Genomic DNA, 19,436 nt, shown 5'->3' on the forward strand with positions numbered 1-19,436 from the left:
AGGCTCACTTCACCCTCCCGCGATAGACACCGGCACGGCGCACCGCGTGCAGGATCGTGGTGTGGTCGCGCCCGCCGAAAAGCTTGGCGAGTTGCGGCAGGGAAAGGTCGGGCCGCTGCTGGTAGGCGGCCGCCATCGCCTCGCGCCGCGCCGCAACGATGCCCCGCGCCATGCGGTGCCCGAGAATGTCGCTGACATGCACGCCGGTGCGTTCCGCCGTGTCGCGGATGATGGCGGCAACCGAAGGCAGCGGCGGCAAGTCGGCAATGCCGCGTTCGGCACTGGCAACAAGCAGATTGGCTTCGGTGCGGGCGTCGAAAACCAGCTTGCCCACTTCGGTCCTGGCATCCTCGACCAGCCGGCCGGCGTCGGCGCGCGCGGCTTCGATCAGGCCGGAAGCCTCTGCGCGCGCAGCAGTAACCAGCCTGGCGCGTTCTTCACGCGCTGCGCGGATCAGCGCGCGGGCATATTTCTCGGCATTGCTGCGCTCGATCTGCTGGTCTGTCGGCGCGTTCGCCAGATGGTGCGCGCGCTGCTTTGCCCGCAGTTGGGGAGAACGCATGTCGATGCGCGGCAGGTCGCGGTCGAGTTGGCGCAGGGCGGGGTCAGCCATGACTGCCTCCCTGCGCGAAGGAAGCCAATGCCGCCCGATACTCTTCGAAATCATCGCGGATCGGCTCAGGCAGAAGTCCATCCGGGCCGCGCACGGCTTTCATGATGACGATACGGCGATGCACGAATTCCGCGCCAGCAGCGAACTGTGCGCGTTGGCAGGCATCACCTAGCGTGCCGGCATATTTGAACAGGATGGCGTCGGGCATTGCCAACAGCACGCGCGCCCGCGCTTGATCACCGTCCGCGTCATGCAGTTGTCGGATGATGGGGATCATGGAATCGGTCATGCCAGCGCAGCCAGCACTTCTTCCGGGCTGATGCAGATTTGATCTGCAAGCAGCGCCATCAATTCCGGCTCTTCATTGTCCTGCGTCAGAATGAGGGTGCGCTTGCCAGCACCAGCCATCCAGCCAAGCTCCAGATGAGCAGACCGACCAGACGGAAGAACAAGCAGTCCAGTGTCAGCCCAACGCATAGCGCTGAAGTCGGCGTTGAAACCTTGCGCGGCCCTCGGATGGGAAAGCAAGGCGGAACGATATTCCTCCGCTGTGCAGGGAACCTGAAGCCCTATGTCATCCCATTTGAAGCCCGTCGAATGGGGCGGGTTTCGAAAGTCATAAACATGATGTCCGGCCTGCCGGAGGAGATCGACTATCCAAGGTTGATGAGGGTTTCGCCAAGACGAGGCGAGATAGATACGAGCCATTAAATGCCCTCCGTTTCACGTTGAACAGGCAGTGTAACCATATGATTTGCAATGGTTTTCATGGTCACGCGCTTGCGTTTCCCGCGCTCCATGAACTGGTAGGGATCGAAACCGGCCATCTCGCAAAGCAGCAGATAGTTGCCGGCTGAAAGCGGCTTGGCGTTCACCGCGCGCGACAGCATGGCACGGTCGGTAGCGGGCCACTTTTCCTCGGCATGGCGCAGGGAATAACCCAACACATCGAGACGCCGACGCAAGGCGGTGGCGAAGTCGGCGAAGCACACCTCAGCCATGCTGCCCTCCATCGTCGGTGAGAACGATGCCGTGGTCGGATGGGAACCGCCCCAACACAGCCCAAAGTGCGGCGCGAGGCGCAGCCCGGTTCAGCCCCCCCATCCAGGCAAGGTCGATTTGCGTGTTGGTGAGCTTGGCCAGCTTGCGCCAGCCAGCCTTTTCGCGCGTCACCGTCGCTTGCATAAGGCGCGAACGTGGCGGGCGGCTGCAATGCGCGTGCACTGCGCGGGCGCGCAGGAAGAACGACAGCATGGCAGGCGAGAAGTCGGGCCGCGCCGTCATCCGTCCCTCCCTGCCAACAGGTCAACGAACCAGAATTTCTCGACCTTGCGCAGATCGACCGCCGCGACATTATCGATGACGAAGCGGCGAACATCCTTCCGGTGGATCCACCAGAAATCGTCCAGCGATGTCGCCTCACGCCGCTTGGCTTTGAGCCACCCTTTGGCGATCCAGCTGCCGACCGTCTTGCGGTCGACGCCCATCACGGAGGCTAATTGATTGGCGTTCAGATGGTCGGGATCAGCGCGATCGGCGCCAAGCCGTTTCAGTTTGACGACAATGGCCGTTTCGGTGCGCGCATAGCCCGCACGCTTCAAAGCTTTCTGGATCGTTCTCGGATTCTTGTGTGCCTGGTCGGTGACGACCCCGATTTCTGCTTCGCTCCATACCGGTTCTTTGAATCGCGGCGCGACAAGGCCGAGCTTTAGCGCCCGTTTCGAAACCCACCAGCGAGGTCGACCAACAACTTGGGCGCAATGCTGCACGGCGCGCTTGTCGGGTTTGGTCTGGTAAGTGCGAATGATGATGGCGTCGATCTGGTCGGTGGTTTGCCAGTGCTGCCGTTCATGCACTTTGCCATCGTTCCCCGGCATCCGCAGGCCGAGAATGCCGACGCGGTTGTAGATCGACGAGGCTGTGCGTCCGGGCAGGACAGCGAGGCATGCCGAGACACCGCCGGAAGGGTAATGCTGCCGCAACAGCTTTTCTTCACGACCCGTCCAGAACCGGCGCGTTCCACAACGGATAGCCCCGGCGACGGGATTGACGTCCAGCAATTCGCGGATGCCGGAAGGTTCGCGCATGGCAAGCGGTGCGTTCATGCCGGCACCGCTTCGGGCGCTTCCAGCCCCCACGCATCCCAACCCTTTCGGGCGCGGCGGGCGTTGAGTTCGATCTTCGGCGTGTTCGGCCAGTTGGCGTCGATCCACGCCATGAAATCTTCCGGCTTGGCCGAATGGCCGGTGGCGTCAGCAGCATGCGCGGCACCGTCGAAATCGCTCTTGAGCTGATCGCCCTGCGCCGGGGCGATCGGTTTGCCGCGCGTCGCGACGAGCAGCAGCTCATGCTTGCCCCGGTTCCAGTAGCCGCCAGCCATCTTTTGCTTGACCCAGCAGAAGTTGGTGACGTAGCGCGCATGCGCCTTGTTCGGCGAAAGGAACCCGGTTGCGGCATCCCGCTCGATCCATGCGAAGCCCCATGCGTCGAGCACGCAGATCGCTTCGACCAGCATCGGAGCCGTTGCCCACAGGAAGAGAACGCAATCCTTGTCAGCGATGGCGCCGACGTCGCGGCGCATGATGGTGAGAACGTCCGAGGTCGGATAGTGATTGTCAGCTGACCGGTCCATGCCGGTTTCCGTCGAATAGGGTTCGAACCGCCATTCGGGGTCGGCAACGATGATGCCGTATTTCTTTTCGGGCAGTGCGACTTGGCGCGTGCCAAGCTCTATCTCACGAGCCTGTCGGCGTTCCTTCTTCTCGGCTTGCACCTCGGCGCGAATGGAGTTCACCGCCGGCTGGATCGCCCGCTTCAGAGCAGCGCGCGTTGGCTCGTCGCCATTGGCGAGTATATCGTCCAGCGCATCGCGCACGGCAGTCGGGTTGGAAGCGATGGCATCGCGCATCTGGCGCGCTTCGTGGACCTGCTTTCGGGTAAGCCCTGCTTCCTCGGCGGTAAAACCGTTCTCGTCCGGAACGGTTTTCGGACGCCCGCCTTTCGCGGCGCTCGCCGGCCGCGCCGCGTCAAATTCCATTGCCAGGCGACTTTTCGCGAGACTTTCAATCTCCAGCGAATCCGCCTGGACACGATAGGTGGCGTTGATCAGCTCATCATGAGCCCGCTTCGCTTTCTGAAGGCGGGCGGCGCGTTTGGCGGCGTCGTAGATCGTCGTCGCCATGTCATGCGCGGACAACACTTCCGCAGCGCTTGCCGCGCCGGCAAGCACCGCCGCCGCCTCTTTCACAAGAGACGGCAGGGTATCGTCGGCTATGGCGAGCGCGCCGGACATCAGGCTTCCGGGGCGCCTTCGAAGGCCGGCAGCTTGGTTTCGTCCGCTGCCGTTTTCAGGTCATAGCCAACCTGTTCGCGAAGATAGTACTCCCAGCGATAGAGCTGGTAGAACCACTTGATGTCGCCTCCCGCAATGCGATAGCGCAGCCGCGCCGGAATGCGCACGGCATCGCCGTCGATGAAGGCAGGCACCGACACCATGAAGATGCCGGGAATAATGACGGTCTCGCCCTTGGCGTTCTGGTGTTCCTCGGAAAACTCGACCACGCGCTCGCCGGTCTGCAGGCGGATGCCCTGCTTGGCACGGGCGGCAACGAACACTTCAAGATGGCGCGAGAGTGCGACGACCTCCGAAGGAGTAGCCATCTTCTCATTGAAAAGCCGTTCGTATTCGGAGCGTTCCCCATCCGTCGGCGCTGCCAGTTCGGCGGCATGTTCTTCGAGAAAGGCAGCGAAAATTTCCTGTTCCATGGGCTTGGCGTTCATGCCCACCCACGCCTTGAATTCTTCCGTCAGCGGGAAAGCGTAGACGATGCGATGGTCACGCGAGCGTGCCGCCCCTTCCGCTGAATCGTAGTTCAGCACGGCGGTCAGCTTCGGCTCGGGCCACGAGGTCTTGCCGAACAGGGCGCTGCGCTCATCCTTGTGCCGGTTGATGAGGCTGATGAAGCTTTGCAGCGTGTCGACCTCGGCCGTACCTTTGCGCCGCGCCGGGTCCGTCCGGAATTCTTCGATCAGGGGCCGAAGCGAACGGAAGGCCTGCGCCTTGCGGTCGAAAGCGACAGGAACAGACGAAGGCAGGCCCTCGCCAAGCCCGCCGGTGGTGATGTTGACCGTGGCGGGCGCAACGCCTTCGGTTGCCAGAGCGGTGATGAGTTCGATGCCGTGCGCATCGAGCGGAACTTTCTGTTGATCGGCCATGGCCGTTTCCTTTCAGGGCTGGGGTGGAGGGTCAGGCCGTCTCGGCCTCGTCGCCGACATCCTCGCGGGGCGCGGAACGCGGCGCCTGGAACATGTCGATCTGGTTCGGATGCTCGACTGAAAGCAGCCCGTCGATTGCCCAGAAGGGCGTCTTCATGAATTTCACGGTGTCGGGCAGCTTGGACTTAGCGTCCGCCTTGATGTCGACGCGGCCAAGCTCGAAATCGAGCGTGATCTTGACGGTGATTTCCGCCTTGCACTTGTCGGCCGGGCAGGCCTCCAGCGCGTCGATGGCTTCGTTGAGGAGCGTGTCGCAATGGCGCGAGAAGTCGCCACGCGACAGAAGGCCGAGCATTTCACGGAAGGAGCGCAGGACGCGGCTCATGACGGGTTCCTTTCAGGTTGAGGGAGGCGGCAGCGGCGCTTGCCGTAGAATTCGACAAGGCCTTGACTGGCGAGTGCGTTCCAGGTCGAGCGCATGAACGGCGCGGTTTCGCCACGAGCGAGCAGCGCCTGATGGTCACGGCCGGCGAAGACACCGTCACCGCCGTGATCGGCAAGCCATTTGAGAGCTTCGGTTTCGGAGTGGATCACTTCGCCCCTCCGCGCTCGATCCGATACCGCCCGGCCTGCGCGCTCACCGGCTTGCGCAGCACGGTGACCAGTCCGGCGGTCACCAGTTCGGCCAGATGCTCGCTGGCGCGGCCTTGGCTGACTTTCGCGGCCGCACAGAACTCGCGGGCGGCGCCGGTGATGGTGCGATCGGCAGAAGCTTGCGTGGCCATGGCCTGCCACAGGCGCGCCGCCTGCACGCTGACATTGTGGTGGCGCGCGAATTTCTGGGGAACGAAGCCCGTCTCGTCGGCGGGATCGTCGAAGATCGTATCGAAATGCTGCTGGACGAAGGTCGTCGGCGAAACGCCGGCCTTGCGTGCCGCCGCCTCTATGCGCGTGCTCATGTCGCGGTCGCAGCGCACCGAAAAGCGGAAGCAGCGCTCGTCGAAACCGAGTGCGGAAGAAGCAAGCCCGAATCTCACGCCGCGCCCCCGATGATCGAAAGTCCACCGTGGCCGCGCACGCTGGCCACCACCTTGCGGTAGTCGGCAAGCGAGCGCTCGACAGACGCCAACGCCTTGTCGATCTGGTTTGCCTCGGCCGGCGTCAGCTTGCCATCGGCAAAGGCCAACGCGCCGGCCGTCATCAATTCGCCCATCTGCACCACGGCTTCGGCGTGGCTGGCCATGACAGACACATTGTCGGAGGCCGAAACTTCGGTTTCGGCAAAGCGCCGCCCACGTGCGCCGGCTATTGCTTCGCTCATGTCGAAGCGGCAGCACTCTTCCTCCAGCGCGAACACCGCCTCCAGCGGCATCAGTTCGGGGCTTTCGGCATTGGCCCAGCGCCCGACCGTGGATTTGCCGAAAGAACAGATCGCCGCGGCGCGCTCGATGCCGCCGACAGCGGCGATCAGATCGCGTTGTTTGGCCTTGAGCAGGAAATGTCGGGCGTTGGCATTGGGCACCATGTCAGCCTCCTCGAAAGGCAAAAAGCTTCCCACGCCGGGAAATCCCAGCGTCGTTTCCCGTGGCGGGAATGGTCAGAAAGATTCAGTGTGCGGGGGTCAGATGGTCATGGAGGCCCGCAAGCAAATGTTCTCATGGTCCGCCGCTCCTGGTATCGGCCTTCGGCAGCAAGCGTGCGGAGCCGGCATCAACGCCGCCGGCCCCGCCGTCCACTCGCTCGCCAGAGTATTCGCGGGAACCGCCATGCCGCTCGATCTGATCGAGGCAGGCGCGGGCAAGCGGCCCGGCGCCGATCTTCGCGGCATGGGTTGCCAATGCCATGGTCAGCGCCGTCGCATCGTCGATCTGCTCGTAAGCGGAGATCGCGCGCAAAAGGATCATGGCATGGTCGGAAAGCGTGACCGCGCCGGCGGAAGGGCTTGGGGGGCAAACCGGCGCGGTCGTATCCGGCTGTGCAGGGCCGGATTCGGTGAAGTGATGGAATGCCGCCGAGGCACCCACGACCTCGGCGGCGCCCACGCGGTCAGGGTCTTGGGGGCCCTGCGCGGAAGCAAATGGCGGTGGCGGCAGGATGGGCAAGCCTTGCGCGCTCATCTGGCGCACGGCGGCGAGGCCGCGATCGGCAAGCACACGGTCGAAGGTTGCCGCTCTCATTCAACGGCCTCCTTCGGATACAGATCGGGGCGAATGTCGTGACGAGGTATTCCCGTAAGTCTCTCGAAATCGAGGACCCGTTCCGCAGGAACCTTTTTTTTCCAGGAATAGAACGCTTGATGTTTGATGCCCAAACCATCGGCGAGCTTTCCCAGCCCGCCTACAATTTCCGCACCCTTTTGAACGAGGTCGATCATGGGTGACATGGGTAAGTTATACCTACCTACATTGTCAAGCCAAAAGGTAGGTGCAAAAAAAGTAAGCAACAATTACAATTGTAGCATGACATCTGACGACATCGAAACGCTTGGAGCGCGTATCAAATACGCTCGCAAGGCTGCCAAGCGCACACAGAGCGAAGTTGCGGCTCACTTCGGGATATCTCGCGTGTCGGTAACCCAATGGGAAAGCGATAAGACGAAACCGGAAGTCTCCAAGATCGGCGACCTTGCTGGATTCTTGGATACGTCCGTAGATTTTCTCATTGAGCGTAAGGGCGCACCTCCAATCGCGGTGGAGGTCAAATCACTTCCTGGAGATCCTCGATCTCGCGCAATCCCCGGCAACGAGCTCATTGGAGCCCGGGACATGCCGGTTTATGCCGCAGCGATGGGCGGAGATGGACATATGCTGATCTCCTTCGAGGCGATCGATTATGTAAAGCGGCCGGCAGCCCTACAGAGCGTCAAAGGCGGCTACGGCATCCTTGTCTCCGGGGATTCGATGATCCCCGCCTACTGGCCAGGTGACACCGCATTGGTGAATCCCAATCTTCCGGCGCACCGAGACACTGATGTTGTCCTTTATCACACGCCACCCAAGGAACGCGGCGAAGCACAGGCAATCATCAAGCGGCTCATTGGTATAAATGATCGTGAGTGGAGGCTCGAACAATACAAGCCTTCCAATGAATTTTCAGAAAGCAGAATTGACTGGCCTGTCTGCCACCGGGTAGTCGGAAAGTACAACGCACGCTAGGACGCGATTGCCAATTCACCTTCAAGCGCTGGAACCTCACCGTAGCTGGCAATCACCACTGCATCCTCAAATTCGCCAATTGATGGATCGCCAGTCCTGCTGAAGGCAATCACCCCGGATTTCATTCCTGCGAGACGATCAGCCAAGCGCAACGCATGAGCTCGATCCTGCGCTTGCACGGGAATATCTGGAACCAAAAACCCCAACCTCGTGCGGTCGAAGGATTGCACGACAAAATACGTAAGCATGAAAACCCCCAGGCACTGCAGCTTCACCCAGACCATGACTCGATAATAAGAACAAAACAAGCACAAATGATTCGGGCATCTTCACGCCACGCCTTGCCGCGACAATCGTATCGTAGGAATTGCCTACTATTTATAGTTGACATTGTAGGTAAGTATCACCTACCTTTTCGACCATCGCAATTCCGCGATGGAGAAATGTCATGCTGCAGTTCGAAACCCGGCCCGAGACCGCCGCCGCCGCTCACGCCGCCATTGCCGATGAGCGCGCAACGAAGCTTTCCGCCCGCCGCCCGCTCACCGAACGCCTGGCCGACGCCATGCTGGAAATCACCGGCGCCAACAGGATCGTCGACGCCCAGGCGCTCGCGCTTTGCGGCTTCACCCGCGCCGAGCTGACGGAAGACAACGTCGCCGCCGCGCGTGACCGCGCCAACCGGCTGGCCGAGCGCAGGATCGGCTGACATGGCCCGCGACCTTTTCAGCTTCCTTGCCATGGGCACATTCCTGTGCGCCGTGGCGCTTTGGCTGCCGGTGCTGGCATGAGCGACCTGCGCACGTCCTGCCCCTACCACCCGTACTGCGGTTGCCCGGCGGATATGGTCAGCATCGACTGCCCCGCCATCAATCCGAGGGCAGGGGCGCCGCTCGACCATGCGCCGGCCGGCATCACGGAGCCGCCATTGTTCCGGCGGATCGAGGTCGCAGGCCTGTGCGCCATCGCCCTGATCGGCATCGCCGCGCTCTGGTTCGGAGCGCGATGATGGCTCACCTCTGCCCCATCTGCCTCAAACCATTCAAGGCTGACGACTTTTGCGCCAGCGACATCGATCTTGGCATCTGCCATGCCGCCTGTCTGGAAGGATCCCCGACCGTAGACCTCGAAACCGGCGAGCCGGTAGACGGTCCGATCCCAACATATCGCTATGGGGATGACGACAATGGCTGAGCGCCCCCGCACCCTCGCATCACTGATCGAACCCGGCTTTGCCGACGGCTACGAGCAATTCAGGGAACTGATCGACAACACCCGCCACCTATCGGAACTGACCCCGAACCAGAAGGTATGGGCGCGCCTGTTCGAACTGGTTTCCGTGGCCATGATCGAAGGGCTGAACACGGCTGAAACCGAGCAGGAATTGCCGCCGGTCGAAACAGTTTTCGAATTGTGGTCCGCGATCGGGTCGGCCTTGGCCACGGTCAATGCACAGGCATTCACCGCCGCCGGCAAACGCAAGGTCCGCCACGAGATGCTTGTGGCGCTGAAGCACGGTTACGACCGCGCCATGCAGGGCCTCACCGAAGGCATTCCGGAGGCTGCAAACAATGGCTGACCATTCCCACATCGAATGGACCGACGCCACGTGGAACCCGGTCACCGGCTGTTCCGTCGTCTCGCCCGGCTGCACCAACTGCTACGCCATGAAGCTCGCCGGCACCCGGCTGCAGCATCATCCGAGCCGCGAAGGCCTCACGCGCGACAGCAAGGCCGGGCCGGTGTGGACCGGCGAAGTCCGCTTCAACGAGCAATGGCTCGACCAGCCACTGCGCTGGAAATCACCGCGCATGATCTTCGTCTGCGCCCATGGTGACCTGTTTCACGAGAGCGTGCCGGACGAATGGATTGATCGTGTCTTTGCCGTCATGGCGCTGGCGCCCCAGCACACCTTCCAGGTGCTGACCAAGCGCGCGGCCAGGATGCGCGCTTATCTTGCCTCCGACGACACAAAGCGGCGCATCTATGAACTCGCTTGCGATTGGGCTGTCACCGGCGTTGCGAATGTCGTTTTAATCGCGCCGGGCATTGCGGATCCTGGCTTGATGCCGTCGTGGCCTCGCGTCCATCTTGATCAATGGCCGCTCCCCAATGTCTGGCTCGGCGTTTCAGCCGAGGATCAGCAGCGCGCAAACGAGCGCATTCCAGCGCTGCTCGCCACGCCGTCTGCCGTGCGTTTCGTTTCGGCAGAACCGTTGCTAGGCGCGATCGACTTTGAACAAGCCTGGTATGGTGAAAATGCACTGGACAGCGAGTGCTGGGGCGACTGCGCGTGGTGTGACAAAGGCTATCCAGCCTTGCACAATTGCCAGCGCGGCAAGGGTGATTGGGAGAAAGGTCGATCTGGCCTTGACTGGATCATCGTCGGCGGCGAGAGCGGTCGGGATGCCCGGCCCATGCATCCCGACTGGGCACGCTCGATACGCGACCAGTGCGCCGCCGCCGGTGTCCCGTTCTTTTTCAAGCAATGGGGATCATGGGCACCGATATGCGCGATGTCGGAAGAACAAGTCGACGGGTGCTTTAAGCCGGTCCGCGTGGCGCGCGCGGGCGAGGATCAGCATACCCTCAATGACATTTATGGGCGCTTCGAAATCAAGACCTCTCATGTCTTGCATGTGGATGGTAGCCGGCACGACGCTCTCGCGCCTAACGCCTTTCTGAGGCATGCCAAGCCCATGACGATGTATCCGATCGGCAAGTCTGCCGCCGGACGGAAGCTTGATGACCGCGAACACAACGGCATGCCCCAGCGACGCGAGGTGCCGTTCCAATGATCGAGCGCGCCGACAACCGCAACCAGATCTGCTGCGACACGTGCCCCGCCAGCTACCCGAACACTTACGCCGACGAGGATTTCGCGGTGATGGTGTCGGACGCCAAGACGGCCGGCTGGCTGATCCGCCAGGCGAAGCCGGACGCTGACCGGAAGGACACGTCCGATCTTTTCGGCGCCAGGCCGCGCCTTGCCGGCACCTCCAAACCCCAGCGCTACACCCACACTTGCCCGGCCTGCGCAAGGCCGGCCACCGATTCCCTCTTTTGAAAGGTTCAATCATGGCTCGCGCCAAGAATGCTGCCGCCGAAACCGTCGCCGCAACCACCATTGCCTACAAGGGCTTTCGCGAAGACTTGACCTGCTGTCCGGATGGCGAGCCTTTCCAGTTCGAGGTCGGCAAGACCTATCGCCACGAAGGGAAGGTGAAGGCCTGCAAGAGCGGCTTCCACGTCATCACCGGCCATCCTCTGGCGCTTTTCCAATACTACGCGCCGGCCGGCACGCGCATCTGCCAGGTCGAAATATCCGGCCAGACGGACACTGACGACAATGGCGAAAAGACCGCCGCCGAGATCCTGTCTGTCGGAAAGGAGATCGGCCTCACGCAGCTCATCCTCGATGCGGTCAAGTGGGTCAATGATCGCGCAAAGCCCGTCGATGGCGACTACACGTCTGAAGCGCAAACGGCGGTGAAATCCAGCAAGCAAGGAGGCGCTGCCACCGCATCGGGCRACCGGGGCGCTGCCACCGCATCAGGCTACTGGGGCGCTGCCACCGCATCGGGCACCGGGGGCGCTGCCACCGCAACCGGGTATGCCGGTAAGGCGCGCGGCAAGGATGGCTGTGCCTTGTTCCTGGTGGAAAGAGGCGAGGGCGGCGACATCGTGCATGTGTGGGCTGGAATCGCAGGACGCGATGGCATCAAGCCGGACACGTTTTACACGCTGCGGGACGGCAAGCCGGTCGAAACGAAATGAGACGATCCCAACAATCCTGGGCAACGCGGAAACTTCCGCCCGTCACGGTCGACGAGATCGAGCGTCACCTCGATCTCGTCGCCATGCTCATGGACAAGGCCGGCCGCAAGGCGCACCTGTTCCTGCCGATCTGGCAGTGGCTCGAAGAAGAGTTGCAAAAGCAGAAAGACGCCGACGCCATGATGGCCGCGGCGCGCGCCAGGCTCATACGATCTCAGGATCGAACGGCAACACAATCTGCATAAGCTGCTTGCGGCGCCATTCCAGCGATCCGCCAGAGCCGTAGCGCGGCCGGTCTATGGTGTGGCCCATCAGGATCCTGCGCAGCTCATCCTCCAAACCGCCTTCCTTCATCCGGTCCTCGAACGAATGCCGGATCGAATAGACCTTGTGCTCCCGGCTGGGAAACAGATGGTTTGTCCGCAGGAACTTGTTGAGCGCTGACGACAGTTCGTTCTCCCGGTTGCGATATTTCGGAAAGCCCTTGTTGTGGCGCTGCGCCGCCGCCAGGGCAACGCCGATCAGGGGCACCATGCGCCGCGACGATTCCGTCTTGATCTCGCGCGGATCGTCGGGATCCTCGCGCGGCTCGATCGCAAGGTAAGGGACCTTGTGCGACAGGCGGAGGGCCGATTCCTCGAGATTGGCGATTTCGCTGGGCCGCGCCCCGGTTTCGATCATGATCAACAGGATGCCGCGCGCCTCTTCGTTGAGACCGGCGAGGGCACCGCGCTTCATGATCCTGTCGCGGATCCATTCGGTCGGAATTGGCGGGCGAGGGCGCTTCTGCTTCATCGAGAAACCGAAGCCGTCGAAGGGGTTCTTGCGCTGGGCATCGCCCTGGTATTTGAAATAGGCGCTGTAGAGGACGCGCAGATTGCCAAGATCGCGATTGCCCGACGAGGGGCCGGCCGTCGCCTTGCCATTCTTGGGCGCGATGCGGTGCAGCCAATGCTGGTAGATCTTCTGCGCGTCGTCGACGGTGATGTCGACCATGGGCTTGTCGCTGATCAGCAGGATGAAATTGTTGACCGCTCGCCGCTTGACCTTCTTCCACTGATCCTTCTGGACCTTGCTTTTGTTGACGAGTTCGTCGGCGACGATCTCGTCGCAGTAGACGTCGAAAGCCTTGCTGATTGTGGTTTGTGGCACGTCGACGGCGCCGAGAAGAGGCATGCCGACGTCTTGCGGCCGCACGGCGGCCTCGACGGCCATCAGCCGGCGGCGCAGATCGTCGAGATTGTGGATCATGCGCAGGTCGTCGGCGGTGTGGAAAGTGAAGCCGAAAGCTTCGACGCGCTTGCGTGCGGCTTCATAGCGGCGGCGGGCAGGGTCGGTATCGCCATCGACGATCAGCGAGGCCCACAGCGAATCGTCGGCCTGTTCGAGCAGGTCGCGCTTGCGCCGCGCCAGCGTCAGATCGGAGGTCTTGAGGGACAGGCGCACGACGGGTGCGCGCTTGTCGAGATGGGCGACGATCGATGGCACGCGGCGCTTGTAGTGGTAGTTTCCGGCGCGCTTCGCCAGATGCCGATCCGGTCCTTTTTCGTCCTGGCTTGTGGTCACGCGCCGCACCCGTTACAACGCCCATTGTGGCGTAAGCTGTGGCACAAAAAGTGGCACAAAAACCACCGGAAGCGCAAGATGAACTTTTGCATGCGCCAGAAAACACAATGATAACAGTTAGATATGAGGATTTAAGGAAGGAAGTTTTGGTGCGGTCGAGAAGACTCGAACTTCCACGGGTTGCCCCACAGCGACCTCAACGCTGCGCGTCTACCAATTCCGCCACGACCGCACGTGGTAGGTCCGGACAGGTCCGGCACGCGGCGTGTAGCAAATCACTCCCATCGAAACAAGGGCATGCGTCGTAATATTCGCGGAATATCAGAAGCGCTTTGCGTGGTTGCCGGCGCTGAGTCCGGCCCCTGACAACGGCGCTACGAGCGCAAACGCAACTCAGGCCCTCACATGCCTTTCATTCCTGCCGTTTTTTATCGTGGCCGTGCTGAGACTTATGCGGCAATCTCAGGCGACGTCAGAAGCTGCTTTCAGATACAAGCTACTCGATAACCAACTGTCATTTCGTTTGATATTTCGACCCGACTTGCTCTAGACCTACGGGGAATTCTTCCCCGAAAGCAACCACGAGGCATGTTTGGAAGGCCAGGACGAACCAGCGACCGGCGCTCCGGCCGCCAAGGCGGCCCGTGACGACATCTATGGCGAAGATGGCGTTATCCTAAGCTCGTTCCTGGCGCATATCGGCGCGGCCATTGCCGACAGAGACACCCTGACGTTGAAGCAGGATGTCGGCGCCCTTCACCAGTCGGAACTGGGCGATTTGCTGGAGGCCTTGCAACCGGACCAGCGACGGACGCTCGTCGAATTGCTTGGCGCTGATTTCGACTTTTCCTCGCTGACCGAAGTGGACGAGGCAATCCGCCTCGAGATCGTCGATAATCTGCCGAACGAGCAGATCGCGCAGGCCGTGCAGGAACTCGATTCCGACGATGCCGTCTACATTCTGGAAGACCTCGACCAGGAAGACCAGGATGAGATCCTGTCGCAGCTTCCTTTTACCGAGCGCGTCAGGCTCAGGAGGTCGCTCGACTATCCGGAAGAGTCGGCCGGTCGGCGCATGCAGACCGAATTTGTTGCTGTGCCTCCGTTCTGGACCATTGGCCAGACGATCGACTACCTGCGAGAAGACAACGACCTGCCTGAGCGTTTCAGCCAGATTTTCGTCATCGACCCTACCTTCAAGCTGCTTGGCGCGATCGACCTCGACCAGATCCTGCGCACAAAGCGGACCATAAAGGTCGAGGAGATCATGCATGAAACGCGCCATGCCATCCCGGCCACGATTGACCAGGAAGAGGCCGCGCGTGAGTTCGAGCAGTACGACCTTCTGTCCGCGGCCGTGGTCGATGAAAACGAGCGTCTGGTCGGTATCCTGACTATCGACGACGTGGTCGATGTCATCCAGCAGGAGGCCGAGGAGGACTTGCTGCGCATGGGCGGTGTCGGCGACGAGGAACTGTCCGATACCATCCTGACGACATCGCGCTCGCGGGTGCCGTGGCTGCTGGTCAATCTCTTCACCGCTTTCCTGGCTGCGTCGGTGATCGGGTTGTTTGATCAAACGATCGAGCGGATCGTGGCTCTTGCGGTGCTGATGCCCATCGTTGCCGGTATGGGGGGCAACGCTGCTTCGCAGACGATGACGGTGACTGTGCGGGCCCTGGCAACCAAGGATTTGGATATCTACAATGCTTGGCGCATCATTCGCCGCGAGATGGGCGTTGGCTTCATCAATGGCGTAATTTTCGCGATCCTGATCGGTATTGTCTCGGCAACCTGGTTCGGCGATTCCAATCTGGGCGGAATCATTGCCGCGGCGATGATCATCAACATGTTCGTCGCCGCAGTCGGCGGAATCCTGATCCCGCTGTTGCTCGACCGTTTGGGCGCGGATCCCGCGGTCGCATCCGCAGTTTTCGTCACCGCCGTCACAGATGTCGTTGGTTTTTTCGCCTTTCTCGGACTGGCGACATGGTGGTTCGGGGTCAATTGACGGTTGCGCAAATCAACTCCGAGGTTGAGCACATCAATTGACTTTTACGTAAGCGACGTGCGAAGTTTCGCCCTCGCAGCGACAGCAGCGATTCCTTTGCACCACGCGAGGGGTGGTCGGAAAGGGGCAGCGCATGGTTGATACTCAACGCGAACATGCCTCGACACGCGGGGTGACGATGCGGGAATATTATTCGATTACCGAACTGACCCGCGAGTTCGGCATCTCGACGCGGACGCTGCGCTTCTACGAGGATGAGGGACTGGTTCAGCCGGTTCGGCGCGGTCGCACTCGTCTGTTTCGGCCGTCCGACAGACACCTGATCCGGCAGATCCTGCGCGGCAAGCGGCTCGGCTTCGCTATCAGCGAAATCCGCGAAATCATTCAGATATACAGGGAACCTCCCGGAGAGGTCGGGCAACTCAATCTGATGATCAAGCGCATCGAAGAAAAACGCGAGGAACTACGCCAGAAGCGCCGCGACCTCGAAGATACGTTGGCCGAACTCGACCAAGCCGAGGAATCCTGCGTCGAGCGGCTGGTGGAACTGGGTGTCAACACCTGAGTACAGGCCCGATTGCCGGCACATGCTCTAAATCCAGCGCCGCACTCTCTTTGCATAATCCTTGTATTTCTTGCCGAATTTCGTTGAAAGCATCTTCTCCTCGAATTCGATGGCCAGTTTCTGCGTGGCGAACGCGGCGATAAATGCCAGCAGGATGAACCATGCGATGCCTGACACGAGACCAACGCCGATCATCAGAAGCGTATTGGCAAGATAGAGCGGATTGCGCGTAACAGCGAAGGGGCCGTTGGTGACCAGATGACTGGGTTCGCCGGTGGGGTTCAGTGTCGTCTTGGCGCGCGCCATGGTGCGGACCGCCGTGACCCATAGCGCCACCACCGCCAGAATGGCCAACCCGCCGACGGCGAATAGAATGTCGCTGAGCGGTCCCGCAATCCACGGCAGCGGGAAGAGCAGCCCCAACGCGACCGCGCCTACGATTGCAGCAATGTAAATCAGCGGCGGCCAGGGAATCCCGCTCGATCTTGCTGCTGCCGTCATTGCACTGTCCCCCCAGAGATGCCCCTGTCGGTACTTGCTGTGCATTGAGCCGCGAGATCGCCGACATGGCGCTTGAAATCGGCAGTCTGGTCGGCTTTGGACAACTTGTCGAGGCCGCCGTCGCCATGCAGCGCATCGAGCATGCAAACGCAGTAGCGGGAGCAGAAATCGACATCACGCAACTCCAGGCATGAAGCCTCGCAGGAATTCGTGAATCCGGTCTCGAGGCTTGCGACCTGTGCCGGCCAAACTTGCGCGGCCAACCACACGCAGGCGATCAGCACTGGCTGGTGGACAAGGTAGAAAGCGAGGCTATGGCGGCCGGCCAACTCGAGAGGGCGCGCTGCGGGCAAAAGCGAACGATCGGCCAGCCACGCCAGCAAGCCCGCGGAGGTCGCAAGCTTCGTGGCGGCCATGCCGGCCAGCACGGCGCCGAACCAGGGGAAAAGAGGTACGTAGTCGTTCGACCGGGGAGGGATGGTAGAGAGACCAACCCACCATAGGGAAGGATGATCGAAGAACGGTGAACGCAGATAGTGGTGAGCGGCGATGACGAGTGCGGCGACAGCCAGCGTTGCCCATCCCGGCAGGCGCAGGAATGCAAGGCCGAGCAGGCTGGCCAGCGCGATCTGATGCAGGATGCCGAAGAAGATGAATGCGCTGGGTGTGGCGAAGTAGGTCGCAACGGTAATTGCCAGTGCCGCGGCCACGACCATGGCCATGCGTTTCCAGAAGCCTTTCCAACGGATTCCATGCGCGTGGGCCAGAACGAGACTGACGCCGACCAGAAACAGGAACGATGACGCGATGCCGCGGGCATAAAGCTTCCATCCGCCGAATTCCGTCAACCCCGCCGGGGCATAGCCGAAGAATTCCAGATCCCAGGTGAAGTGGTAGCTCGCCATGGCCAACAGCGCGGCTCCACGCGCGGCATCGATGGCCACGATGCGTTTTCTCGGCACTTTGACGGTCTCTGCGATTGCGTCGGTGGTCATGCGCATCCTGTTTCAATTCGTCACTACGAACTGGCCGGCCCCGGCGATCTCTAACACGGCTGTTCAAGCCACTGCAGCAGAAATGGAGCAGGCATTCGGTTGGTCCAGTGGCAGAAAGCCTTTGGTCGGCTTCGTTTTTCGGCTTCGGGGCGTCGGTTTCCTGCTACTGGCACGGCACTGGCGATTGCAGATTTGAACGGCGAATCCTTCCAAGGGATTCGGCCTCGGAGGAACTGATGGGTACCCACGTGCGGCATCCGATGTGGCTTCCGGCGGTGCGTCCCGCCGGGGCGCGCACGTTCGCGTCGCTCTATGCGACGGAGTCGTTTGCCCGCGCCACCGTGTCGAGCGTCATCCCGATCCAGGCGTACGAGATTCTGCAAAACGAGCAGACCGTGTCGATCCTCTATACGGTGGTTTCGCTGCTGGGACTGACGGTCACGCTGTTCATGCCGGTGCTGATAAGGCGCTTTGCGCGGCGTTGGGTCTATACGGCAGGTGCATGCCTGCTCGCCTTCGGTTCGTTGTTCTTCGTCACGCATACACTGGCGGGCCAGATGCTGGGCATGCTGTGCAGGGTGATGGGGGCGAGCGCGCTTTCGATTACGCTCAACCTCTACATCATGGACCACATCCGCAAGACCGACTTCATGCGGTCGGAATCCCTGCGCATGGCGTGGTCGATGATTGCCTGGACCGGCGGTCCGACGATGGGCATTTTATTCTACACGCATTTCGGCATCTACGCAGCGCATGGCGCGGTCGCGGTCTTTGCCTTGATCCTGCTTGCATTATTCTGGTTCTACCGGCTGAGCGACAATCCGCTGATTGCGGCTGGCAAGAGCCGCGCCGTCAATCCGCTCGCCAATATTGGCCGCTTCATTTCACAGCCGCGCCTTCGGCTGGCCTGGCTGATCGCTTTCGGGAGATCGTGCTTCTGGACGACGTTTTTCGTCTACGGGCCGCTGTTCATGGTCATCGCCGGTGAAGGTGAGATTGCCGGTGGCCTGCTGATATCCGCAGGCAATGCGTTGCTGTTCATGGCGATTTTCTGGGGCAAGGCGGGCAAGCGCTTCGGTGCGCGCCCGACGATGACCCTGGCTTTCTTTGCCATGGCGATTGCGCTGTTCGCTGCCGGTGCGGTCGGTACTTCGGCGCCGCTGCTGACGGGTGGCCTGTTGTTGTGCGGCGCGTTTTTCACCATCGCGCTCGACGCGCTCGGCTCGACCGTTTTCATGCGCTCGGTTCATTCCTACGAGCGGCCGCAGATGGCGGCGGTATATCGCACCTATCTGGATTTTTCCGAGTTGACGCCTCCGCTGATCTATTCCGTGGTGCTGATGTTTTTCGGCCTCGGATCGGTGTTCGTCACGCTGGGTTGCCTGATGGTGGCCTGTGGCGCCATCACGTGGCGGTACCTGCCGAAATCGATGTAGTAATGACGGGTGTGAGCCGTAGCGCAATTCGGTTTGGTGTCTCGGCGTTTGTCGGCTAGTGAAAACGCGCTGATCTGGAGAAACAATCATCGGTATGAACCGCCTGACATTCATCATCGGTGGCGCCCGTTCCGGCAAGAGCAGACATGGTGAAGAACTGGTCGCAATCTTGCCTCGGCCCTGGATCTATATCGCGACGGCGCAAGCCTACGACGATGAAATGTGCGAACGCATCGCCACCCACCGCTCCCGCCGAGGCGATGGTTGGCTAACTGTCGATGCGCCACTTGACCTGGCGGGGGCAATCGAGGCGCTGCCGGGCGACAGGCCAGTTTTGGTGGACTGCCTGACGCTGTGGCTGACCAATCATATGCTGGCTGACCATGACCTCGAGGTCGAATGCGCGCGCCTCGCCGACATTTTGGCCAAACCGCGCGGGCCGTGGTTTGTCGTCTCCAATGAAGTGGGTCAAGGCATCGTGCCCGACAATGCCTTGGCAAGGCGCTTCCGCGACGAGGCAGGGCGCTTGAATCAAAGGATCGCCGCTGTCGCCGATACGGTGCTTCTCATGGTGGCGGGCTTGCCGCTCAAGGTGAAATGAC

30 protein-coding genes and 1 tRNA gene are annotated in these 19,436 nt (G+C 61.3%); 12 read left to right on the plus strand and 19 right to left on the minus strand.

Annotated elements, in window-relative coordinates; all coding sequences use genetic code 11:
* Positions 1–4 precede the first annotated feature (4 nt).
* The 14 genes from ASD64_RS15920 to ASD64_RS15985 all read right to left on the minus strand — a co-directional run bounded on the left by ASD64_RS15920 (position 5) and on the right by ASD64_RS15985 (position 7,211).
* The gene (locus ASD64_RS15920) at positions 5–613 is read right to left on the minus strand and encodes a helix-turn-helix domain-containing protein (RefSeq protein WP_056106788.1); all 609 of its coding nucleotides are present in this window, start codon (positions 611–613) and stop codon (positions 5–7) included.
* On the minus strand, positions 606–902 hold the full coding sequence (locus ASD64_RS21295; protein WP_056106789.1) for a hypothetical protein: 297 nt from the start codon (positions 900–902) through the stop codon (positions 606–608). The genes ASD64_RS15920 and ASD64_RS21295 overlap by 8 nt, the downstream gene beginning before the upstream one ends.
* Positions 899–1,321 (minus strand): hypothetical protein, encoded by a 423-nt coding sequence (locus ASD64_RS15930; protein WP_056106792.1) that lies wholly within the window; start codon positions 1,319–1,321, stop codon positions 899–901. The genes ASD64_RS21295 and ASD64_RS15930 overlap by 4 nt, the downstream gene beginning before the upstream one ends.
* Positions 1,321–1,614, minus strand: a complete 294-nt coding sequence (locus ASD64_RS15935; protein ID WP_156460185.1) for a hypothetical protein — start codon at positions 1,612–1,614, stop codon at positions 1,321–1,323. Before ASD64_RS15935 ends, ASD64_RS15930 begins: the two co-directional genes overlap by 1 nt.
* Positions 1,607–1,897 carry a hypothetical protein gene (locus ASD64_RS15940; protein WP_056106795.1) on the minus strand — a complete coding sequence of 97 codons (291 nt, stop codon included), beginning with the start codon at positions 1,895–1,897 and terminating at the stop codon, positions 1,607–1,609. Before ASD64_RS15940 ends, ASD64_RS15935 begins: the two co-directional genes overlap by 8 nt.
* Positions 1,894–2,673 carry a hypothetical protein gene (locus ASD64_RS15945; protein WP_200957841.1) on the minus strand — a complete coding sequence of 260 codons (780 nt, stop codon included), beginning with the start codon at positions 2,671–2,673 and terminating at the stop codon, positions 1,894–1,896. Before ASD64_RS15945 ends, ASD64_RS15940 begins: the two co-directional genes overlap by 4 nt.
* A 41-nt stretch (positions 2,674–2,714) precedes the next feature.
* On the minus strand, positions 2,715–3,905 hold the full coding sequence (locus ASD64_RS15950) for an MT-A70 family methyltransferase (RefSeq protein WP_056106800.1): 1,191 nt from the start codon (positions 3,903–3,905) through the stop codon (positions 2,715–2,717).
* Positions 3,905–4,828, minus strand: a complete 924-nt coding sequence (locus ASD64_RS15955; protein WP_056106801.1) for a DUF2303 family protein — start codon at positions 4,826–4,828, stop codon at positions 3,905–3,907. Before ASD64_RS15955 ends, ASD64_RS15950 begins: the two co-directional genes overlap by 1 nt.
* Before the next feature lie 31 nt (positions 4,829–4,859).
* On the minus strand, positions 4,860–5,213 hold the full coding sequence (locus tag ASD64_RS15960) for a hypothetical protein (protein WP_056106803.1): 354 nt from the start codon (positions 5,211–5,213) through the stop codon (positions 4,860–4,862).
* Positions 5,210–5,422 (minus strand): hypothetical protein, encoded by a 213-nt coding sequence (locus ASD64_RS15965; protein WP_056106805.1) that lies wholly within the window; start codon positions 5,420–5,422, stop codon positions 5,210–5,212. Before ASD64_RS15965 ends, ASD64_RS15960 begins: the two co-directional genes overlap by 4 nt.
* Positions 5,419–5,865, minus strand: a complete 447-nt coding sequence (locus ASD64_RS15970; protein WP_056106807.1) for a hypothetical protein — start codon at positions 5,863–5,865, stop codon at positions 5,419–5,421. The genes ASD64_RS15965 and ASD64_RS15970 overlap by 4 nt, the downstream gene beginning before the upstream one ends.
* Positions 5,862–6,353 (minus strand): phage regulatory CII family protein, encoded by a 492-nt coding sequence (locus ASD64_RS15975; RefSeq protein ID WP_056107137.1) that lies wholly within the window; start codon positions 6,351–6,353, stop codon positions 5,862–5,864. The genes ASD64_RS15970 and ASD64_RS15975 overlap by 4 nt, the downstream gene beginning before the upstream one ends.
* Positions 6,354–6,483: 130 nt before the next feature.
* Positions 6,484–7,005: a hypothetical protein gene (locus ASD64_RS15980; protein ID WP_056106808.1), complete on the minus strand. Its 522-nt coding sequence runs from the start codon at positions 7,003–7,005 to the stop codon at positions 6,484–6,486.
* A complete protein-coding gene (locus tag ASD64_RS15985) occupies positions 7,002–7,211 on the minus strand; it encodes a transcriptional regulator (protein ID WP_320410200.1) in 210 nt (69 codons plus the stop codon). The genes ASD64_RS15980 and ASD64_RS15985 overlap by 4 nt, the downstream gene beginning before the upstream one ends.
* Between ASD64_RS15985 and ASD64_RS15990 the strand changes: the two genes are divergently transcribed.
* A complete protein-coding gene (locus ASD64_RS15990) occupies positions 7,201–7,983 on the plus strand; it encodes an XRE family transcriptional regulator (protein WP_244480816.1) in 783 nt (260 codons plus the stop codon). The two genes, ASD64_RS15985 and ASD64_RS15990, sit on opposite strands and share 11 nt — an antisense overlap.
* Here the strand turns inward: ASD64_RS15990 and ASD64_RS15995 are convergent.
* On the minus strand, positions 7,980–8,231 hold the full coding sequence (locus ASD64_RS15995; RefSeq protein WP_056107139.1) for a hypothetical protein: 252 nt from the start codon (positions 8,229–8,231) through the stop codon (positions 7,980–7,982). The two genes, ASD64_RS15990 and ASD64_RS15995, sit on opposite strands and share 4 nt — an antisense overlap.
* A gap of 200 nt (positions 8,232–8,431) precedes the next feature.
* Here ASD64_RS15995 and ASD64_RS16000 point away from each other — a divergent pair, with 200 nt between their 5' ends.
* The 7 genes from ASD64_RS16000 (at position 8,432) to ASD64_RS16030 (ending at position 12,005) form a co-directional block, all read left to right on the plus strand.
* On the plus strand, positions 8,432–8,692 hold the full coding sequence (locus tag ASD64_RS16000) for a hypothetical protein (protein ID WP_056106815.1): 261 nt from the start codon (positions 8,432–8,434) through the stop codon (positions 8,690–8,692).
* A 78-nt stretch (positions 8,693–8,770) separates the two neighbouring features.
* A complete protein-coding gene (locus ASD64_RS21110) occupies positions 8,771–8,992 on the plus strand; it encodes a hypothetical protein (RefSeq protein WP_156460186.1) in 222 nt (73 codons plus the stop codon).
* Between the two features lie 177 nt (positions 8,993–9,169).
* A complete protein-coding gene (locus ASD64_RS16010; protein WP_056106819.1) occupies positions 9,170–9,562 on the plus strand; it encodes a hypothetical protein in 393 nt (130 codons plus the stop codon).
* Complete coding sequence (locus ASD64_RS16015; RefSeq protein ID WP_056106821.1) at positions 9,555–10,781, plus strand: DUF5131 family protein; 1,227 nt, start codon at positions 9,555–9,557, stop codon at positions 10,779–10,781. Before ASD64_RS16010 ends, ASD64_RS16015 begins: the two co-directional genes overlap by 8 nt.
* Positions 10,778–11,050 carry a hypothetical protein gene (locus ASD64_RS16020; protein WP_056106823.1) on the plus strand — a complete coding sequence of 91 codons (273 nt, stop codon included), beginning with the start codon at positions 10,778–10,780 and terminating at the stop codon, positions 11,048–11,050. The genes ASD64_RS16015 and ASD64_RS16020 overlap by 4 nt, the downstream gene beginning before the upstream one ends.
* Before the next feature lie 11 nt (positions 11,051–11,061).
* Complete coding sequence (locus ASD64_RS16025) at positions 11,062–11,760, plus strand: hypothetical protein (protein WP_056106825.1); 699 nt, start codon at positions 11,062–11,064, stop codon at positions 11,758–11,760.
* Entirely contained in the window at positions 11,757–12,005 is a 249-nt protein-coding gene (locus ASD64_RS16030; RefSeq protein ID WP_056106828.1) for a hypothetical protein, read from the plus strand. The genes ASD64_RS16025 and ASD64_RS16030 overlap by 4 nt, the downstream gene beginning before the upstream one ends.
* Here ASD64_RS16030 and ASD64_RS16035 read toward each other — a convergent pair.
* Both ASD64_RS16035 and ASD64_RS16040 read right to left on the minus strand, forming a co-directional pair.
* A complete protein-coding gene (locus ASD64_RS16035; protein WP_082550026.1) occupies positions 11,965–13,326 on the minus strand; it encodes a DUF6538 domain-containing protein in 1,362 nt (453 codons plus the stop codon). The genes ASD64_RS16030 and ASD64_RS16035 overlap by 41 nt on opposite strands.
* 147 nt (positions 13,327–13,473) lie before the next feature.
* Positions 13,474–13,558: transfer RNA gene (locus ASD64_RS16040), tRNA-Leu, on the minus strand.
* A gap of 360 nt (positions 13,559–13,918) precedes the next feature.
* Here ASD64_RS16040 and mgtE point away from each other — a divergent pair.
* Both mgtE and ASD64_RS16050 read left to right on the plus strand, forming a co-directional pair.
* Positions 13,919–15,337 (plus strand): magnesium transporter, encoded by a 1,419-nt coding sequence (gene mgtE, locus ASD64_RS16045; RefSeq protein ID WP_056106830.1) that lies wholly within the window; start codon positions 13,919–13,921, stop codon positions 15,335–15,337.
* A gap of 178 nt (positions 15,338–15,515) precedes the next feature.
* Complete coding sequence (locus ASD64_RS16050; protein WP_056107145.1) at positions 15,516–15,902, plus strand: MerR family transcriptional regulator; 387 nt, start codon at positions 15,516–15,518, stop codon at positions 15,900–15,902.
* A 27-nt stretch (positions 15,903–15,929) separates the two neighbouring features.
* Here the strand turns inward: ASD64_RS16050 and ASD64_RS16055 are convergent, their stop codons facing one another.
* Entirely contained in the window at positions 15,930–16,403 is a 474-nt protein-coding gene (locus tag ASD64_RS16055) for a methyltransferase family protein (protein WP_056106832.1), read from the minus strand.
* On the minus strand, positions 16,400–17,398 hold the full coding sequence (locus ASD64_RS16060; protein WP_056107148.1) for a heparan-alpha-glucosaminide N-acetyltransferase: 999 nt from the start codon (positions 17,396–17,398) through the stop codon (positions 16,400–16,402). Before ASD64_RS16060 ends, ASD64_RS16055 begins: the two co-directional genes overlap by 4 nt.
* A 236-nt stretch (positions 17,399–17,634) precedes the next feature.
* On the opposite strand from ASD64_RS16060, the gene ASD64_RS16065 reads away from it, so the two are divergent.
* The gene (locus ASD64_RS16065) at positions 17,635–18,834 is read left to right on the plus strand and encodes an MFS transporter (RefSeq protein WP_056107150.1); all 1,200 of its coding nucleotides are present in this window, start codon (positions 17,635–17,637) and stop codon (positions 18,832–18,834) included.
* Between the two features lie 94 nt (positions 18,835–18,928).
* Positions 18,929–19,435, plus strand: coding sequence for a bifunctional adenosylcobinamide kinase/adenosylcobinamide-phosphate guanylyltransferase (cobU, locus tag ASD64_RS16070; protein ID WP_056106834.1), 507 nt, complete (start codon positions 18,929–18,931; stop codon positions 19,433–19,435).
* The last annotated feature ends 1 nt before the right edge of the window (position 19,436 follow it).

The organism is Mesorhizobium sp. Root157 (assembly GCF_001427385.1).
Lineage (GTDB): Bacteria > Pseudomonadota > Alphaproteobacteria > Rhizobiales > Rhizobiaceae > Mesorhizobium.

Bases quoted from the DNA above. Each gene is read 5' to 3' on its own strand.
- ASD64_RS16020 (WP_056106823.1), top strand. From the start codon at position 10,778: ATGATCGAGCGCGCCGACAACCGCAACCAGATCTGCTGCGACACGTGC.
- ASD64_RS16065 (WP_056107150.1), top strand. From the start codon at position 17,635: ATGGGTACCCACGTGCGGCATCCGATGTGGCTTCCGGCGGTGCGTCCC.
- ASD64_RS15940 (WP_056106795.1), bottom strand. From the start codon at position 1,897: ATGACGGCGCGGCCCGACTTCTCGCCTGCCATGCTGTCGTTCTTCCTG.
- ASD64_RS16050 (WP_056107145.1), top strand. From the start codon at position 15,516: ATGCGGGAATATTATTCGATTACCGAACTGACCCGCGAGTTCGGCATC.
- ASD64_RS16060 (WP_056107148.1), bottom strand. From the start codon at position 17,398: ATGACCACCGACGCAATCGCAGAGACCGTCAAAGTGCCGAGAAAACGC.
- ASD64_RS15990 (WP_244480816.1), top strand. From the start codon at position 7,201: ATGGGTGACATGGGTAAGTTATACCTACCTACATTGTCAAGCCAAAAG.
- ASD64_RS16010 (WP_056106819.1), top strand. From the start codon at position 9,170: ATGGCTGAGCGCCCCCGCACCCTCGCATCACTGATCGAACCCGGCTTT.
- ASD64_RS15985 (WP_320410200.1), bottom strand. From the start codon at position 7,211: ATGTCACCCATGATCGACCTCGTTCAAAAGGGTGCGGAAATTGTAGGC.
- ASD64_RS16030 (WP_056106828.1), top strand. From the start codon at position 11,757: ATGAGACGATCCCAACAATCCTGGGCAACGCGGAAACTTCCGCCCGTC.
- ASD64_RS15975 (WP_056107137.1), bottom strand. From the start codon at position 6,353: ATGGTGCCCAATGCCAACGCCCGACATTTCCTGCTCAAGGCCAAACAA.
- ASD64_RS15950 (WP_056106800.1), bottom strand. From the start codon at position 3,905: ATGTCCGGCGCGCTCGCCATAGCCGACGATACCCTGCCGTCTCTTGTG.
- ASD64_RS21295 (WP_056106789.1), bottom strand. From the start codon at position 902: ATGACCGATTCCATGATCCCCATCATCCGACAACTGCATGACGCGGAC.
- ASD64_RS15930 (WP_056106792.1), bottom strand. From the start codon at position 1,321: ATGGCTCGTATCTATCTCGCCTCGTCTTGGCGAAACCCTCATCAACCT.
- ASD64_RS15980 (WP_056106808.1), bottom strand. From the start codon at position 7,005: ATGAGAGCGGCAACCTTCGACCGTGTGCTTGCCGATCGCGGCCTCGCC.
- ASD64_RS21110 (WP_156460186.1), top strand. From the start codon at position 8,771: ATGAGCGACCTGCGCACGTCCTGCCCCTACCACCCGTACTGCGGTTGC.
- ASD64_RS16055 (WP_056106832.1), bottom strand. From the start codon at position 16,403: ATGACGGCAGCAGCAAGATCGAGCGGGATTCCCTGGCCGCCGCTGATT.
- ASD64_RS16015 (WP_056106821.1), top strand. From the start codon at position 9,555: ATGGCTGACCATTCCCACATCGAATGGACCGACGCCACGTGGAACCCG.
- cobU (WP_056106834.1), top strand. From the start codon at position 18,929: ATGAACCGCCTGACATTCATCATCGGTGGCGCCCGTTCCGGCAAGAGC.
- ASD64_RS15995 (WP_056107139.1), bottom strand. From the start codon at position 8,231: ATGCTTACGTATTTTGTCGTGCAATCCTTCGACCGCACGAGGTTGGGG.
- ASD64_RS15920 (WP_056106788.1), bottom strand. From the start codon at position 613: ATGGCTGACCCCGCCCTGCGCCAACTCGACCGCGACCTGCCGCGCATC.
- ASD64_RS16000 (WP_056106815.1), top strand. From the start codon at position 8,432: ATGCTGCAGTTCGAAACCCGGCCCGAGACCGCCGCCGCCGCTCACGCC.
- ASD64_RS15960 (WP_056106803.1), bottom strand. From the start codon at position 5,213: ATGAGCCGCGTCCTGCGCTCCTTCCGTGAAATGCTCGGCCTTCTGTCG.
- ASD64_RS15935 (WP_156460185.1), bottom strand. From the start codon at position 1,614: ATGGCTGAGGTGTGCTTCGCCGACTTCGCCACCGCCTTGCGTCGGCGT.
- ASD64_RS15955 (WP_056106801.1), bottom strand. From the start codon at position 4,828: ATGGCCGATCAACAGAAAGTTCCGCTCGATGCGCACGGCATCGAACTC.